Genomic DNA, 16,127 nt, shown 5'->3' with positions numbered 1-16,127 from the left:
TCTCCACCGCCTCCTAGACTGCCCGTATGGACCTGCGGAATGCGGGCCGGATCGATGCCTGTACCCGCTCCATCAGCTTAAGCGTGTGGGAATGAGGCGATCCCCCATAGGCTACGACGATGCTCATCTCGGTGATCCCATAGCGCTCTTCCGCGCGGCCTATCTCCTCCACAATTTCGTCCGTGGATCCGGCGAAACACATCGCTTTCAGAACCATCTCAAAAGGTATTGCATGCGGCACCATTGTCCGAAGACGCGCGTAGAGCCCGTAACCGGCTGCATCGAGCTCGTCATCCGAATACGCGCCAAGACCCCGAAGCGCACTCGCGTTAAACTGCGCGAACGCCATCACCGTCTCCTCGTACCGATCGCGAATCTCTGCGGCGCTGTCGCCGATACAGACGACGCGATGGCACACGATGCGTGGGGCGTGCCCATTCTCCCGACACCGTGCGCGGTAGACCGCGAGCGGTTCGGCGAACATCTCCAGCGGGAATACGGGGTTCAACAGGACTCCGAACCCGCGCGTGCCTGCATCCTCGGTATTGTTTGGACTCGATGCAACGACGAAGAGCGGAGGATGCGGCCGCTGCAGTGGCTGAGGAACAACCATCGCGTCCCGGACGTTCCAAAATCGCCCCTCGCGATTGACGGGACTCCCATCCCAAGCGCGCAATAGGAGATCCAATGATTCCTCAAAGCGGGCTCTCGTCTCCTCCAGCGGAATCCCGAATCCGGGACACGCCCAAGGATGCCCTCTCCCGACTCCGCACTCCAACCGGCCTCCGGTAAGGATGTCTGCCGCGGCCACCTGTCCGGCAAGTTCCATCGGGTTCTTCGGCGTCAAGTTCAGCAGTTCGACCCGATAGCGGATGCGCCGCGTCCGCTGCGCCGATGCTGCGAACAGTGCGAGAGGATTGGCGGAGATCCCGAATTGGGGAAAGAAATGATGATCGATCGTCGAGGCTGTCTCGTATCCCAGCGCATCCGCCGCGTCGAACTGCTCGAGCGTTTCCTGGTAGACAGCCACAGCCTGCTTTTGCGGCGGGCACTGCATCTCGGAATAGATTCCAAAATCCAAGTCCGCCTCCGCATCTCGGCCGAAGCCTATTAGCTGTCGAGTGCCTTATAGTGATCGAAGAGCCGCGCCGCGAAACGTTCATTCGACTCACGGCCCGGATGCCGCCCGTCTGCGGCGGTGTCCACCAGGATGCCCTTGTCATTGATTGACCAAGGACAGACCCGCGAGACATCGATCGAGCCGATCACCGGACCAAACAATTGATCTTCGCGAAGGGAATTGTCGGACAACACCTCATGGTTCGTCCACGCAATCGCATGCGGAATGCCTCGTGCCTGGCAATAGAACTGCAGCAGGGCGATATTCTTGAGACTGTTCATCAGTCCAAAGTCGTCTTCATAAAACGTATAGAAGCGTTTGGCGGTCTCGACGACCATCTCTCCGACAGACCGTTGGGCCGGCGGGATTTGAGGCATGGTCCTCAGCGCTTGTTCGAGAGAGGTCCACCATGGCCCAATTTGTGCGCACATCCGGTCGGGGAGAAAGGTCTCGACACGGGCCTGCTCGGTGAAGAGCACAAGCACGAGATCCGGCACCACCCGCTCGCACTGCGAGATGGCGGTGCGCGCGATATAGTCGTTGGAACTTCCGGCTTCCGCGAAGTTCAAGAGATCCACTTCGTCTGCCGCGCAGCCGAGAGCCTCGGCATACCGTAACTTGAACCTGTAGCTCCACGTTTCCTCGAACTCGATGCCCACGCCAATGGTCAGACTGCAACCGACGGCAAAGATTCGGGCGCGCGCATCCGGCCTTGGGTCGGGGCCCCGAAAGCCCAGCGAGTTGAACCCATAAGTGCAGTTGCCCGAGAAATCGAGCGAGTAAATCTTTCGAACGCTTGGCTTGCCCGGCCCCTCCGGCAGATGCTCGAAACGCCGGGCGCCGAAATAGGGTTGAAACGACTGTGCCGAAGCGGGCTCCGTCGATTTCACCATAGCGGGTAAATCTCCGGATCGTCCTTCTGCAATCTCTGCATCTTCTTGTGAAGCCACTGAAGAAATGAGCTCGACCCGGCCTTCGGTCCCTCGAGCGAGCCTGTCTCGACGGCCGCGCTTTGCGCCGGCACATCCTCGTCAGTGTCGGACCGGACCGGACGCTTGTCGGCTTCCATGCTCATCTCAATCTCCTTGGATGCTGGCAACGCCGCCATGTCGCAGAGTTTGCCGGCCGAGAACCCATTCTGAGATGTGGCCACTATGCAGGTCGTCAAGGCGTTGTTCAAGTCTGCACAATACTGGTCCTCGGTCTTGCCGATCGGCCAAAAGGCCCATCTAATCTAGACGAGCATTGTCCTCGATATCATGCGGAGCTGACCAGGTCTGAAACGAGCAATCCGGACCTGCCGAAACCCCGGTCTCCAGCGTCAGGATCGCATCGGCGTGGCGATGATCGAGGCGCTGAAGCGCGACGGCGAGATTTCTCCGCAGCGAACCACGCTGGTCGGGCCGACCAGCGGCAACACCGGCATCGCGCTCGCCTTGTGGCCGCGGCCAAGGGCTACAAGCCGATCCTGACGATGCCGGAATCCTTTTCCATCGAGCAATGCAAGATGCTGGCCCTGCTCGGAGCGCGTTTGGTGCTGACCGGAGCCGCCAAGGGCATGAAGGGCGCGATCGAGAAGGCGCAGAGTATCGTCGCGACGGCACCGGGCGCGATCAGTCCGCGCCAGTTTGACAACCCGGCAAATCCGGACGTTTCATCGCCGCACGACGGCCCAGGAAGTCTGGAACGACACGGGTGGAAAGGTCGACGTTCTGGTGGTCCATTGAGTTCGTGTCGGAGATCGAACCATTTTTCGAACGATGCGCTGGGTGCGCGCGAAGGTGGCTTATCTGGTGCGGGCGTTCCTCTGTCGCAGCAGGGGCTTGGAGACATTCCAGCTTGGGTCGTCTCGAGCGCAGATTGCGATGCAGAGATACGCAGCCTTGCAAAAAAGCCGTTGGTCCGGTGTTGGTTCGGCTGTTTCGTTCGAAAAATAAACCAGTGATACCAGCGGGTTAGATGCCGACCGGATGCGCGCCTGGGCAGCGAATGTTGAGGCAATTCTGGTGCACCTCGAAGGCATGATCGACAAGGCGCGAGCGCCGATGGTGCTGCACCTGCTCGATGATTTCTTCGTCCGCATGGACAAGGCGTTGCAGAGCGTCGACGACTCGGACGGCCATGGCGGCGGCCTGCTCGCGCGGGCAAGCGAGTTGGACCTCAGGGCCTGCCGCGCCGGCAAACCTGAGCCGCTGGCGCTCGCACGCGACCTCTTCCGGCGCGAAACGGAATGGGAAAGTGAGTATTTTTGCCGTGCGAGCGAACGCTATCGGACACTTCTGGGGAAGGCTGGTTTGGCCGAATATCGTCGCCTCGCGCGGGAAGCCTGGGCGGAATTCAAGCCGCTGCGCGGTGGTGCGCGGCGGGTGCGGGACGATCGGCCCGAAATGCGCTACCGGGTGCAATCCATTCTCGAAAGCTTCGCGGCGCGCGACGGCGATATCGATGCATGGATCGCGATCCGTGCCACCGACCTGTCGTCGGCCGATGCCTATCTGCAGGTCGCGAAGCTATGCGCGGATCACGGCCGCACGGCCGAGGCGCTGAAATGGGCCGAAGAGGGTCTGTGGCAATTCGAGGATGAGCCGGATAGGCGGCTCACGGCGTTCGCCGCGACGCTGCGACGTCGTTTGGCGGCAACCGGAAATTCGGTCGACGGCATGCAGAGCCGCGGAAAGCCAAAGAGAAGACGATAAAATCGGATTGTCGCGAGTGTCCGCAAAAACGAGAGCGCTGGAAGTCTCGGTGGCTTAGAAGGCTATTCCGCCCGACGAGACGGCGCGGTTTCGGTTCGACCGGAGGCCTGCTAGCGAGATATCGGCATTGCCGGTGAGAGTTTTCGAAGTGGGGGCTGGCGATGCAACTGGTCTTCATGGAGGCCGCGCGCAGCGCTCGTTTTGCAACGACCCATTTCGGGCCGTTGCAAAACGAAGCAGTTCCTGTACGAACGGAAAAGCGTCGAGTATCTCCAAAGGGCGACCCAACCCAAGACGCGTCATGTTCCCGGGACAGCAATACGCTCCTGGTTTCTTAGTGCGCTACTTCAGCCTTAAGATCGTGTCTCCCTCGACCGTTAGTCCGGTCTCTCGTTGCGAGTCGCGATAGATGTCGGCAGGGGAGTCGGTATCTAGGCGGAGCATCGCCTCCAGATCGACCACACGCACAATGCCGTCCAGTCCGCCATAGGCCAGGCGCGTGCCTTGGGGGTCGAAGGTGACCCACCAGATCGTACCGTCATGGCCGCTCAGGCTCCGCAGATGGTGAAGGTCTTTTATGTCATAGAGCTCAACGCTAGGCCCGACGCCGCCGGCGGCGACCCAGCCGTGTTTTGCGTCATAGGCGACGCTGTTAATGGTTGGATTGACTTTGGCGTCGTCCGACGACGTTCCGATCTTTTCGCCCTTGTTCGGTCCGGCCCAGCCCGCATCGGGCGGCACCCAGCGGTAGACATGGCCATCCGAATTTCCAGACAGGATGGAATGGGGTGTGTCCGCCAAGGCAAGGCTCCATACGTTCACTTCGCCCTGGGTGACATTGATGGTCTCCGCAGTCGTGCCGAGCCCGGCATCACGTACCGCTACACGCGCCTTGGAATCGCCGGCGACAATCCGGCCGCTGACAGGATCGCAGACGAGCGCGTAGACGCTATCGACAAGCTGACCGGGCTTGGTCTGGTCGATCATAGACCAGTCGCTGGTGCGCCAGCGTTTGATCTTGACGTCCGGGCTCTGGTTGCTTGAGGCAAGTTGAGAACTCCTGGAGTCGAAACACAGACCCCAGACGAAGCCACCGTGCTTCATGACATCTTCGGTGCCCGGGACCTTTTGCCAACCGGGCTTGGTGCGATCCCAGACATGAATCGTGCCCTTGCCACCACCGGCAACGATCCAACGCCGGTCAGGGCTGAAGACAACTCCGTTTATGTATTCGCCTGGTGCTCCGGGATCGAGCAAATAGACCAGGCGGTTGGAACGGTTCCAGACGCGGATGCGTCCATCGTCGTTGACTCCGCTGGCAGCGAGAAATTCGCCCGTGGGATCGAACGCCAGCACCCCGATTGTTGCGCTGCCATTCCAAAGCCGAGCGACAAGGGAGCTTCCCTGGACCGACCATACGCTCCAGCCCTTTTCACTGCCGATGTGCACACCGGTCTCGAACCGAGGAGTCGACACCGAGCGCACGGCCTCGTCATCCGGCTTGAACTTATCGAGAAGTCGGCCGGCCGTGGCATCCCACAGATCGGCGGCTCCATCGCTCGCACCGGAGGTCAGGAATTTCCCGTCGTCGCTAAAAGCCAGTGCAAGAATTGTTCCGTCATGTCCCGAGAGTGTAGCTACGGTTTGTGGTTGATTGTCCTTGAGCTGGGTAAGGTCCCAGATACGGATGGTGCGCTCATACCCGCCAGATGCGATCTTGCAGCCTCCATCGAATGTCAACGGCGCTGGCGGCTTATCGCCCGGTGGCGTGACCTGATTGCTTGCAGGCGTGAGATGACATCCATCTGGACCGAACGCGACCACGAACACCGAGTCATTGTGACCTGTCAGCGTGAACACCGGCTTGATCGTATGAGCCTCATAGGGCGCGTGCGGATCGTAGTTTGCGCCGGTCATATCGACCGTCTTCCAAATATTCGCGAGATAGTCGCCGCCGGCCGATGCCAGCAACGTTCCGTCGGCATTGAAGGCAATCCCGTGAACATCGGGGAAATGCGTGTTGTCTTGCTCCCAAATCAGGCGGGGCCGCTCCAGCGATAGATCCCAAAGCATCAGCTTGCTGTCCTCGCCACCGGTCGCAAGCCAGGGACGGCCAGGGCTAAATGCCATGGACGGGATGCGCTTGTCATGACGGCCGGTCTCGGTTCCCGTCGTGAGTTCGCGCATTTGTCCAGTCGGCCTTCCGTCCGGCAGATTCCAGACGCCGACATGGAATGTCTTTGCATCGTTCTCCGGCCACGCCGCCGCGATCTGTCGGTTGCCGTATTTGTGTTCGCTGAATGCGATGGAATCGGGAACGCCCGCTGCCGACGGCAGCGTGATACGCCACAGCAATTTTTTATCGGATGGCGACAAGACCGAAATCGTTACGCCGGATGCACCCCGCGTGACCGCCGCCACAACGCCGCCATCACTGCTGAAAACATTCAGCTCCGAGGTCAGGTCTTTGGCCGACCGTGCAACGGAACTGACTCCTCCCAGGCGGGCTGCGAGCAAGAGCTTTCTCGCAGCATCCGTATCGCGATAGGTCAGCGCTTCGGCCGCTGCGATCTCCGCCTTGGCATAGTCTCGCTGGAATAGTTCACTGCCAGCTTCGGCTATAAATTGCGATGAACGGGCATCGAGCGTGTTGGCCCGAAGAAAATAGAAGATCACGCCCAAGATTACAGCCACGACAGCTAGGGCACCGGCAAATTGCAGTCTGAGCCGGGCGCGCTTTGCCTCGGCGTCCCGCCGTCGCAGCTCTTCGAAACCAAGCCCGAGCAGGCCCGCGATTAGCTTGAGCTTCGCATGCTCTCGTCCGTCGCCCTCTGGCCGCGCGTCGGCGGCAAGCGGGTGTGTGCGCTCGCCTGATAGATTTCCGTCCTTGCCGAGCTTGAATTTGAGCGCACGCGGGAAGCTTGCTTGTGGCAGTGCCGCGCCACGCGCTGCGGCTCCTGTTCGTTCCGCCAGTTCTTCGAGCGAGGGTTCATCTTCCGCGGTGGGATGACCTGAGACGACGAGGGTCTGGATCCGGTTCTCGCGACCGAGACGCTTGAAAGCAAGAATTTCCTCATTCACCCAACGGCTGGCCGCACTGTTTGGCGAGCCAATGACGATGAGGTTGGCCGATTGCTGGAGGGCGACCTTGATCTGCTCGTTGAGATCGTGCGCAGTCGGCAATTCCTCGCGGTCGCGGAATACGGGGTAGAAGCGCGCCGGACGCGGACCGTCCGGTCCTGGGGTGCCGACGAGGCGGCGCGGTATCGGATAGGTTTCCAGCGCCTTGTGCAGCCAGTCGCCCCAGTCCGCATCGCGATGACTGTAGCTGAGGAACGCCTTGTATTTGTACGGAACGCCGTCTTTCGGAATGTCGGACATACCTACCCCAATATCCAATTCCCCTTAAGGCAGCCTGACACAGAAAGAACTCTAGTCAATAATCGTGCGCCAGTGTCACAGTGCCGAACCGAGCTGATCGCTTGTCATTTCGAATGTTGCGCAAAGGTATCGATGGCTGTGCGAAAGCTTGGCGATTGTTCAGGATCGCGGATGCCATAAACCACTTTGAGTATCCCGCGCAGCACCGTGCCGAGCCTGCGCCGCGAAATTGGCCGCCTGTCGAATTCCTTACCCAGTCCCTTGCGCATCAAGATGAGCTCGGGCCCGAGAGCCGTTCCACCATCAGACGAACCAAGCTGCGGTTGGTGATAGCGAGTAGGCACGGGCACGAAGCCCAGATGTTCGAAGATGCGTTGCTGAACCGAATTCGGATCGCATTCGATATACCACTCGCGCACATCCGGCTCGTCGCGGATCATGCGTTCTTCCATCCGCTTGAGCAGGACGCGCGACAGGCCGGCGCCCGCGAGTGGCGCCTCTAGCGCGATATATCCGCCAAAACCAAAACTGGGCATCACAAAGAAAGCGGCCATGCCGTGGACCGGTGCAACCGGCGTCTCCGCCAATGCCCAGAAGTGGTAGTGGTGATGCTTCCGTGTACGCATGCGCGATAACGACCGGACAAAGGTGGAAGGATCGACCGTGGAGGGCCCCGGCGGGAATGCGCGAGCATAGACCGCCGTCGCTCCAACGAAATTGGCGTCGGAAGGTCCGGTGGTTTCGCGGACGTCTAGCGCGGGCGAGGGTGAGCGACCAATATAGCGCGCGAGAGGTTCGATCGCGACGCGCTCGACCGTGCCGAGATCCTCGGCCATTGAACGAAAGGTCGCATTGCGCATGGGAACCGGAATGCGCATGGCCAGAATGAGATAAGCCTCGAGAAATTGCCGGACACGCTCGGATGGTATCGATTGCGCAAATTCTGGGGCGAACGGTTTCGCGGCCAGGATCAAACAGTCAACCGGCTTTTGATTGGCCGACAATGATGGTTGGACATAGCGAAACCGCAGGTGGCCATAGCCCCATCCGTTCCAAGCCATTGCCCGCGAGAAGGGATCGAAATTGTCTCGCTTGGCCGGCACACGGAACGGATCGTTGAGTTCGATAATGTTGGCGTCTAGTCCTTCCTTGCCAGTCCTGCGCGCATCGTCATGCAACAGCGCAAGTGTAGCCTCGTGGATGCGGCGGCCAAGGCCGCTGCCGCGCCGCCCTTCGTCCACCAGAATGAATTCGATGACGCCAAAATTTACATCGGCGAAATAATCGCTGACCGATGCGGCCACGACCTGGCCTTCATCCATTAGTAACGCGATGTGATAGTTGTTGCGCCCATACCAACCCTCGCGCTTGAGGGTGAGATAGCGTTGCATGTTTGCAAGTGACTCGCGCTCGTCCGCATCGGGGAAATTGGCGACATAGACTCCTTCGTAAAATCGGAAAAGGAGCGCCAAATCGGCTGGCGAATCCGTTAGGTCGCGAAGTTGCGGCGGCATCGCTCAGTAAGCCGGTTCGAGTGGCCGCTCGCGATGGGCGCGCAGCCAGCTCTCGTTCTCTGCCAGTGCCTTTCGGCCCAGCAGGAAAATAAGGTCCTTGCGGCGCGCGTCCTTTGCTGCAACAGACAGGTCGCCCGTCGCAAGGTCGTCCAAGACCGAATTGGCCATCTGGAATGCATCGAGCGCGTGTTCATAGCCGCGCAGCTCTGCTTCCCAGGATAATTTTTCCGCCACATAGCGAGCGGCGCCGGCGAACGTCACGAAGACTATCAGAGCGATCCCAGCCCACGCGACGCCGGCGCTCGACTCTTGCGGTGAGTAATACGAGCCGCCAACGAACATCATGCCGATGAACAGCGCGCCGACCGACATCCAAGGCAGCAGGAGCGGTTTGCGCTGGTTTGACGAACTCATCAGCAATCGCCGCCGCAGCAAAGCGAGAACGCAGAAATCACAAAACCTGCGCCCGCGATTGCGAACATCAGCGCCGAAAGGCCGGGCGCGAGGAAATCCTCGAAACGGCGGTCCGACACCGTCACCAAGGCGGAAATCGCGTTCTTCTCGGCAATAGCCATCGCTATCAATGTCTTCCCAATTATGAGAATGGTTCACGGACCTGAAATCCAAGCATAGCAGAGAACTTCCCACTAACATCACCTCGACGACGGTCGCAATGATGGCTGTCTGAATGCGCGCTGCGAGCAGCGCTTGTAGATGCGGCTTCTAAGCCGCCTCCAAACCTTGTTCGGAATTTGAGCGGCGAGCGCGGCCTTGTCCTGAGGCAGAAGCGTCCGTAGTGCTTTGCCACCCACCATCGCCGGCGTGTCCTGGATGGCGTAGCTGCCCCATCCTCAAACCAGTCGCATTCGATATTGACACAACCTGAACGTGAGTGGAAACTTAGTCTCGGTGCAAGAACAGTGACGACAGGTTTTGCCAAAGACTTAGCGGTCTGGTGATTTAGAGCTTTCCGTTAACAAGTTCGAAACGAGCACGAAATGGGGCGGCGCGCCGAGGCTCGCCGCCCCTTCTCTTTGTGTGTACTGCTAAACATCTGGCCGGCCATCTTTGAGCCAATGCAGTTGACCGGCACGCAATTGATGATTGTTTACTCCCTTGGGGCGGGGCCGTGTCGAAGCATCGGGAGACAGCTCGTCGTTTGACCGGCCGACTGCGGCTCGTGGTGCTCGCTGGGCTCGCGTTGCTCTTGGCGGCGGTTGTTCCGGCGGAAGCTGCTGCGGCGACATCGGACCAGACGCGCGCGGCGCAGCAGGCGCTGACGTCGCTGGGCTACGATCCGGGACCCGCCGATGGCGCCGCGGGGCGCCGTACGCGGCAGGCGCTGCGCAAATTCCAGCGGCAGATCAGCCTGCCGGCGACCGGCCGGCTCGATGACGCGACGCTCGCTGCGTTGAATATCAAGGAACCGCCGACTGCCGATCCGGTTGCCGCTGCGCCGGCTGAGCCTGTTGCGCTTGCCGCTACCGGCAGCGCGTCCAGTGGTAGCGGCACCGGAATGTTTATCGTTCTTTTTCTCGCGGGCGGCATTGCAGTCGTCGTCTGGTATTCGCGTCGCGGAAAAGCAGCGGCTGTCTTTGCACCTTTGCCGCAGTCAACTCCGATAAAGAGGCAAATCGAGACGCCCCTTTCGCAGCAGACTTCAGTCAAGAGTCGAACCGCTGTGTCCGTGCAAGACGTGCCTGCGAAGCAGGATTGGTGGAAGGTTCGCATGCCGATTGAAATCGATATCGTCGCGGCGCGAGAGCCCGACACCGCCCTCGAGCGCATGGAGCAGGCGCGTCACGCCTGGGTGCCGGCGGGGCAGGCGGCGACCATCGCCGGCTACCGGATCTCGTCCGGCCTTGTCTATGTCGGCGCGGCGCTGGCCCGGCAGGACGGTCTCGGCAGCGAAAACTGCCTGATCAATCCCGGCTTTGCCGTGTCGCCGGATGCGCGCAATGACGACGGCGCGGGTATGTCCTACTATCCGTCCTACGCCGGCCTCGATCCGGCATCGCGCGCCTCCTATCTGAACTGGCTGGCGACGGGCAAGTCCGATCCCGATGCCTATATCGGCTATGTCTTCCTCTACTTCTACGGCCTCGAACGCCGCCTGTTCCTCGACGATGCGCGCGCCGATGCCGACGCGATCGTCGCCGAGGTCCGTCGGCTGCTTGCGATCTATGGCGGCAATCACTCCTTTGCGCGCTATGCGGACGCGCTTCTCGATGCAGCCGCGTTGCGGGCGGGCGTGGCCGGTCCGGTTCCGCCAGCGCAACTGCGCAAGCGGATATGGGAGCTGCCGCTTGGCCTGCGTGCTGCGCTCGGCCGCCAGATCGCCGCCGGGCAGCCGCTCTCGGCCGATCAGATGCTGTCCTGGTTTTGCGCCCACCCCGACAAGCGGGTCCCGGCCCGGCTTGTCGTGCGCTGCCCCGAAGAGTTCTGCAAACTCTTCGCGCTGCGCTTTGCCGAGACATACCCGCAGGGCTGGAAAGTCGCGCCGCCGGCGCGCAAGCTCTCGGCGACCTACAAGGCCGCCAGCGGCTCGTTCTCGGTCGCGCTGCATGGCGTGTTCGAGGACTGGCCGGACGTCGGCGGCGTGACGGCCCCGCTCAATGCCGTGCAAACGCTCGTCGATGCTTGCGAGGCCGAGCTTGAGCCCTACGCCCAACGCGCCGGGCGCGCCGCGGACAGGCGCGAGCCGCTGGACGTCGCCCTGGCCCTGCCGCCGGCGCTGCGCGACGCGCCTGCGGCCGAGCCGCTTCAGGCGTTGAAGCAATTCGTCGCCAAGACCTGGACGTCTCCGGCGGCGCTTCTGCCGCTGAACGATCTCGCCGCCGCTGCGGGTATCTCCTCGGATGGCAACGGTAATTACGGCAAGGCCGACATGTTGCGGCTGGCGCGCGCCTTGGGCGCTTGCGGTTTCGGGATGGAGCCCGACCCGCGCATCGATTATTCCCGCATGGGGTTCGGCGACGTCGCCGTGCTGTTCGAAGCGAAGGATGCGGACAAGGAGCCCGCGCCCGGTCCGCAGTTCCTCGCTGCGATGCTGCGCATCGACCTCGGTGCCATGGTGGCCGCCGCCGACGGCGTGTTCGCACCGTCCGAGTTCGCCGCCATCGAACGGGAGCTTGCCGCGAATGTCGAGCTCGGCGGGGCGGACCGCGTGCGCCTCTTGGCGCGTGTCGCGTATCGCATGAAGAAACCGGTGGTGCCGCGCAGTTTCAGGCGGCTCGGCGAACGCAGCCTGGACGAACGCTCGGCGCTGGCCCGCTTCGCGGTGTCCGTCGCCACCGCCGACGACCGGCTCGCGATCGAAGAGGTGCAGTTGCTGGAGAAGCTCTACAAGGTCCTGGATCTGCCCGAAGCGCAGCTTTATTCCGATCTTCAGGGGCTGAGCGCGTCGACGGCCGATCTGCCTGCCGCTGCAAAACCCGATGCCGCCATTCCCGCGGCACAGGCCGGCGCGGCGGTCTTGCGCAAATCGATTCAACTCGATCCGGGCCGCCTTGCACGGACCCGCGCCGAGACCGCCGAGGTCGGCGCGCTGCTGGGCAAGATCTTCGTCGACGACGCGCCGCCGGCAACGCCCACACGCGTCGTAGCGCAGGCCTCGATCGTCGCGAAATACGATCTCGATGGCCTGGACCCGCGTTATGCCAGCCTGGTCTGCGCCCTGGGCGAACGCGCCTCCATCGACCGCGCCGAATTCGCCGAATTGGCGCATGCCTGCGATGTCTTGCCCGATGGCGCCATCGAAGCCGTCAACGACTGGGCTTTCGGAAGATTCGACCAACCATTGCTGGACGAGGGCGCTGCGATCACGATCGACCGCTCTCTTCTGCACGTATCGGAAAGAGCGAGCGCATGAGCAATCCCGGCGATTCTGCGATCCGGCCCAAGGAACGCGACACCATCATCCAGGCGCTCGGCGCCGGCGTCGTGCCGCGCATCGGACTGAAGCACATCCAGGTCGGACGATTGAGGGAGATACAGGCGCTGGTACGCGACCTCGACCGGATCGCGGACGGCGGCAGCGCGGTACGCTTCATCGTCGGCGAGTATGGCGCGGGCAAGACCTTCTTTCTCACCCTGATCCGGCTGATGGCGATGGAGAAGCGGCTGGTCACGATCTCGGCCGACCTCGCGCCCGATCGCCGCCTGCAGGCGTCCGGCGGGCAGGCCCGCAATCTCTATGCCGAAAGCCTGCGCAATCTTTCGACACGCAACAAGCCGGACGGCGGCGCGCTGTCCAACGTCGTCGAACGCTTTGTGTCGGATGCCAACGACGAAGCCCGCAAGAGCCAGACTGCGATCGAAGACGTCATCCAGGCCAAGCTTGCGTCGCTGCGCGAGCTCGTCGGCGGCTATGATTTCGCGCAAGTGCTGTCGGCCTACTGGCACGCGGCGGAGGCCGCAAACCAAGCGGGCAAGGACGCCGCGCTGCGCTGGATACGCGGCGAGTACAGCACCCGCACAGAAGCGCGCCAGGCGCTCGGCGTGCGCGTCGTCGTCGATGACGCCTCGATCTACGATCACTGGAAGCTGCTGGCCGCGTTTGTGCGCCTGGCGGGCTATGCCGGCCTGCTGGTCTCGCTGGACGAGATGGTCAATCTCTACAAGCTGCAAAGCGGCCAGGCGCGTGCCGCCAATTACGAGCAGATCCTGCGCATGGTGAACGACGCGCTGCAAGGCTCGGCCGGCGGCATCGGATTCCTGTTCGGCGGCACTCCGGAATTCCTGATGGATACGCGTCGAGGCCTTTACAGCTATCCCGCCTTGCAGTCGCGGCTGGCGGAGAACGCCTATGCCACGGGCGAGCTCGTCGACCTCTCCGGGCCGGTCCTGCGGTTGCAAGCGCTCACGCCGGAAGATCTGCGCGTCCTCCTGGAAAAGCTGCGCGGCGTTTTCGCCGGTGGCGATCCTGCCAAGCATCTGGTGCCCGACGAAGCCTTCGATGCATTCATGGAGCATTGCCATAAGCGCATCGGCGAGGCCTATTTCCGCACGCCGCGCACCGTGATCAAGGCGTTCGTGCAGATCCTGTCGGTGCTGGAGCAGAATCCGGGCACGGATTGGAGGATGCTGGTCGGCGCCGCCGCGCCGGAAGCCGACGCGGCGCCCGATCCTGCGCCGGCGGCGGATGGAGATGACGAGCTTGCCACCATCAAGCTTTGACGCCGCGGCGATCGGCCGTCTCGATGCGCGTATCCAGCGCTGGATATGGGACCGTGGCTGGAACGAGCTGCGCGACATCCAGGCCGAAGCGATCCACACGCTGCTCGAAACCGGCGACGACATCCTCATCGCCGCCGCGACCGCTTCGGGCAAGACCGAAGCCGCGTTCCTGCCGATCCTCAGCCGCATTGCCGAACACCCGCATGACGGCATCCGCGCGATATATGTCGGACCGCTCAAGGCGCTGATCAACGACCAGTTCGCGCGGCTGGAGGATCTGTGCGAGCGCCTCGAGATCTCCGTCACCAAATGGCACGGCGACGCGTCGGCCGCCGGCAAGCAGCGCGCCCGCGAGCATCCCGCGGGCGTCTTGCTGATCACGCCGGAATCGCTGGAAGCGATCTTCCTGCGGCGGCCCGAAGACCTCACCCGCATGTTCGCCGAGACCGAGTTCGTCGTGATCGACGAGCTGCACGTTTTTCTCGGCAGCGAGCGCGGTGTCCAGCTTGCATCGCTCCTCAAGCGTCTTGAGCGGCGCACCCAGCGCCGGCCGCGCCGTGTCGGGTTGTCGGCGACCATCGGCGATCCCGACGTCGCCGCGCGCTGGCTCAATCCCGCCGGCACCGCCACGGTCACGACGATCCGAAGCGCCGCCGCCGGCGCGGAATTGAGGCTGCAGATACGCGGTATCCTGGGCGCGGCGGAGGATGACGAGGAGGAGGAAAGCGAGGCGCGGTCCGGGGAGGCCGCGGGCGGTGTGCGGGACGCGCCCGCCTTGCTCCAGGTCGCGCGGCATCTTTTCGCGACGTTGCGCGCGAACGGAAATCACCTCGTGTTCGCCGGCAGCCGCCGCAATACCGAGGCGCTCTCGGATCGGCTGCGGATTCTCTGCGAGCAAGCGCACGTTCCCAACGAGTTCTTCCCGCATCACGGCAACCTGTCGCGCGAGACGCGCGAATGGCTCGAGCAGCGGTTGAAGGAGGGCGGCATTCCCACCACCGCGGTCGCCACCACCACCCTCGAACTCGGCATCGACATCGGCTCGGTCGAGAGCGTGGCCCAGGTCGGCGCCCCCGCTTCCATCTCGTCCCTGCGCCAGCGCATCGGCCGCTCCGGGCGGCGCGCCGGCAAGCCATCCGTCCTGCGCATCTATGGCATCGAGCATCCGCTCCACGCCGACAGCAGCCTCTTCGACCGCCTGCGGGTCGAGACCGTCCAATGCGTCGCCGCCATCCGCCTGTTGCAAAGGCAATGGGTCGAGCCGCCGCGCGAAGGCGGCCTGCACCTTTCGACTCTGCTGCACCAGACCTTGTCCGTCATCGCCGAGCGCGGCGGTGCGCAGGCGCAGGCGGCCTTCGACTTGCTGGGCGGCGCCGGGCCGTTCGCCTCCGTGGCGCCGGCGCAGTACGCGGCGCTCCTGAAAGGCATGGCGGCGCGCGAGGAGCGGCTGATCGAACAGGCGCCGGATCGCACCTTGATGCTGGGTCCGGCGGGCGAAAGGCTCACCGATCACTACCGCTTCTATGCCGTGTTCGAGAGCCTCGACGAAAGCACGCTCATCGCGGACGGCAAGACGCTGGGTACGCTGTCGGTCCGGAACGCGCTCGGCCCGGACGACTTCGTGATCTTTGCGGGGCGGCGCTGGAAGGTCGTGAACGTTGACGACCGCGCCCGGAAGATCTTCGTCGAGCCGGCTCCAGGCGGCCGCGTCCCGAGATTCGAAGGCGAGGCCGCGCCGTTGCATGACGAACTCGCCGCCGAAATCGAGCGGGTCTATCGGAGCAGTGAGATCCCGGCTTACCTGGACGCCCAGGCGATGCGGCATCTGGCCGAAGGGCGCGAAAACTATGCGCAACTGCAGTTGAACCGCAGACCGGTGATTTCCGACGACGGACGCATCCATCTCTTCCCCTGGCTCGGCACGGCCAAGCTCGATACCCTGCGGCTTGCGTTGCGCTATGCGGGCCTCAAGGTCGAGCAGAGCCGCATCCACCTGTCGGTCGGTGACGCCACCATTTCCCTGGTCGAGGAAGCGCTGGGCGCGCTGGCCGCAAAACCGCCGCCCGCGGAAACCCTCGCCTTCCTGGCCGACAATCTGCGCACCGCGAAGTTCGACGGCTTCATTCCCGACGAGTTGCTCCGCGAGGCGTTCATCCGCGACCGGCTGGAGATCGGGAGCCTCGCGGACGCCGTAGGCCGGCTGCTGTCGGCCTAACGCGCTGGCGAATTTTGCGCCAC

The 16,127-nt window shown here is 62.8% G+C and carries 10 protein-coding genes and 1 pseudogene; 5 read left to right on the top strand and 6 right to left on the bottom strand.

The genetic code is table 11. The annotated features are described in order from the left end of the window. Positions 1-13: 13 nt before the first annotated feature. From WDM91_06565 to WDM91_06555, 3 genes are read right to left on the bottom strand one after another with little or no spacing between them, the layout of a single operon-like run. A complete protein-coding gene (locus WDM91_06565; GenBank protein MEI9994237.1) occupies positions 14-1,081 on the bottom strand; it encodes an LLM class flavin-dependent oxidoreductase in 1,068 nt (355 codons plus the stop codon). A 29-nt stretch (positions 1,082-1,110) separates the two neighbouring features. After that, positions 1,111-2,013: a hypothetical protein gene (locus tag WDM91_06560; protein ID MEI9994236.1), complete on the bottom strand. Its 903-nt coding sequence runs from the start codon at positions 2,011-2,013 to the stop codon at positions 1,111-1,113. Beyond that, entirely contained in the window at positions 2,007-2,195 is a 189-nt protein-coding gene (locus WDM91_06555) for a hypothetical protein (GenBank protein MEI9994235.1), read from the bottom strand. The genes WDM91_06560 and WDM91_06555 overlap by 7 nt, the downstream gene beginning before the upstream one ends. A 363-nt stretch (positions 2,196-2,558) precedes the next feature. Here WDM91_06555 and WDM91_06550 point away from each other — a divergent pair, with 363 nt between their 5' ends. Both WDM91_06550 and WDM91_06545 read left to right on the top strand, forming a co-directional pair. Beyond that, positions 2,559-3,065 carry a hypothetical protein gene (locus WDM91_06550; GenBank protein ID MEI9994234.1) on the top strand — a complete coding sequence of 169 codons (507 nt, stop codon included), beginning with the start codon at positions 2,559-2,561 and terminating at the stop codon, positions 3,063-3,065. A 16-nt stretch (positions 3,066-3,081) separates the two neighbouring features. Then, positions 3,082-3,816 (top strand): annotated as a pseudogene (locus tag WDM91_06545) (DUF6880 family protein). A 342-nt stretch (positions 3,817-4,158) separates the two neighbouring features. On the opposite strand, the gene WDM91_06540 reads toward WDM91_06545, so the two are convergent. The 3 genes from WDM91_06540 to WDM91_06530 all read right to left on the bottom strand — a co-directional run bounded on the left by WDM91_06540 (position 4,159) and on the right by WDM91_06530 (position 9,323). Next, the gene (locus WDM91_06540; protein MEI9994233.1) at positions 4,159-7,197 is read right to left on the bottom strand and encodes a TIR domain-containing protein; all 3,039 of its coding nucleotides are present in this window, start codon (positions 7,195-7,197) and stop codon (positions 4,159-4,161) included. 104 nt (positions 7,198-7,301) lie between these two features. After that, entirely contained in the window at positions 7,302-8,711 is a 1,410-nt protein-coding gene (locus tag WDM91_06535) for a hypothetical protein (GenBank protein MEI9994232.1), read from the bottom strand. Between the two features lie 3 nt (positions 8,712-8,714). Next, positions 8,715-9,323, bottom strand: a complete 609-nt coding sequence (locus WDM91_06530; protein ID MEI9994231.1) for a hypothetical protein — start codon at positions 9,321-9,323, stop codon at positions 8,715-8,717. Between the two features lie 1,117 nt (positions 9,324-10,440). Here WDM91_06530 and WDM91_06525 point away from each other — a divergent pair. From WDM91_06525 to WDM91_06515, 3 genes are read left to right on the top strand one after another with little or no spacing between them, the layout of a single operon-like run. After that, a complete protein-coding gene (locus WDM91_06525) occupies positions 10,441-12,582 on the top strand; it encodes a TerB N-terminal domain-containing protein (GenBank protein ID MEI9994230.1) in 2,142 nt (713 codons plus the stop codon). Beyond that, entirely contained in the window at positions 12,579-13,889 is a 1,311-nt protein-coding gene (locus WDM91_06520; protein MEI9994229.1) for an ATP-binding protein, read from the top strand. Before WDM91_06525 ends, WDM91_06520 begins: the two co-directional genes overlap by 4 nt. After that, the gene (locus WDM91_06515; protein MEI9994228.1) at positions 13,861-16,104 is read left to right on the top strand and encodes a DEAD/DEAH box helicase; all 2,244 of its coding nucleotides are present in this window, start codon (positions 13,861-13,863) and stop codon (positions 16,102-16,104) included. Before WDM91_06520 ends, WDM91_06515 begins: the two co-directional genes overlap by 29 nt. Positions 16,105-16,127 lie beyond the last annotated feature (23 nt).

This window comes from Rhizomicrobium sp. (assembly GCA_037200385.1).
Lineage (GTDB): Bacteria > Pseudomonadota > Alphaproteobacteria > Micropepsales > Micropepsaceae > Rhizomicrobium.
The sequence above is the reverse complement of the archived record's forward strand: the minus strand, read 5'-3'. Positions and strand labels throughout refer to the sequence as shown.

Bases quoted from the DNA above. Each gene is read 5' to 3' on its own strand.
- WDM91_06540 (MEI9994233.1), bottom strand. From the start codon at position 7,197: ATGTCCGACATTCCGAAAGACGGCGTTCCGTACAAATACAAGGCGTTC.
- WDM91_06515 (MEI9994228.1), top strand. From the start codon at position 13,861: ATGACGAGCTTGCCACCATCAAGCTTTGACGCCGCGGCGATCGGCCGT.
- WDM91_06525 (MEI9994230.1), top strand. From the start codon at position 10,441: ATGCCGATTGAAATCGATATCGTCGCGGCGCGAGAGCCCGACACCGCC.
- WDM91_06520 (MEI9994229.1), top strand. From the start codon at position 12,579: ATGAGCAATCCCGGCGATTCTGCGATCCGGCCCAAGGAACGCGACACC.
- WDM91_06555 (MEI9994235.1), bottom strand. From the start codon at position 2,195: ATGAGCATGGAAGCCGACAAGCGTCCGGTCCGGTCCGACACTGACGAG.
- WDM91_06535 (MEI9994232.1), bottom strand. From the start codon at position 8,711: ATGCCGCCGCAACTTCGCGACCTAACGGATTCGCCAGCCGATTTGGCG.
- WDM91_06560 (MEI9994236.1), bottom strand. From the start codon at position 2,013: ATGGTGAAATCGACGGAGCCCGCTTCGGCACAGTCGTTTCAACCCTAT.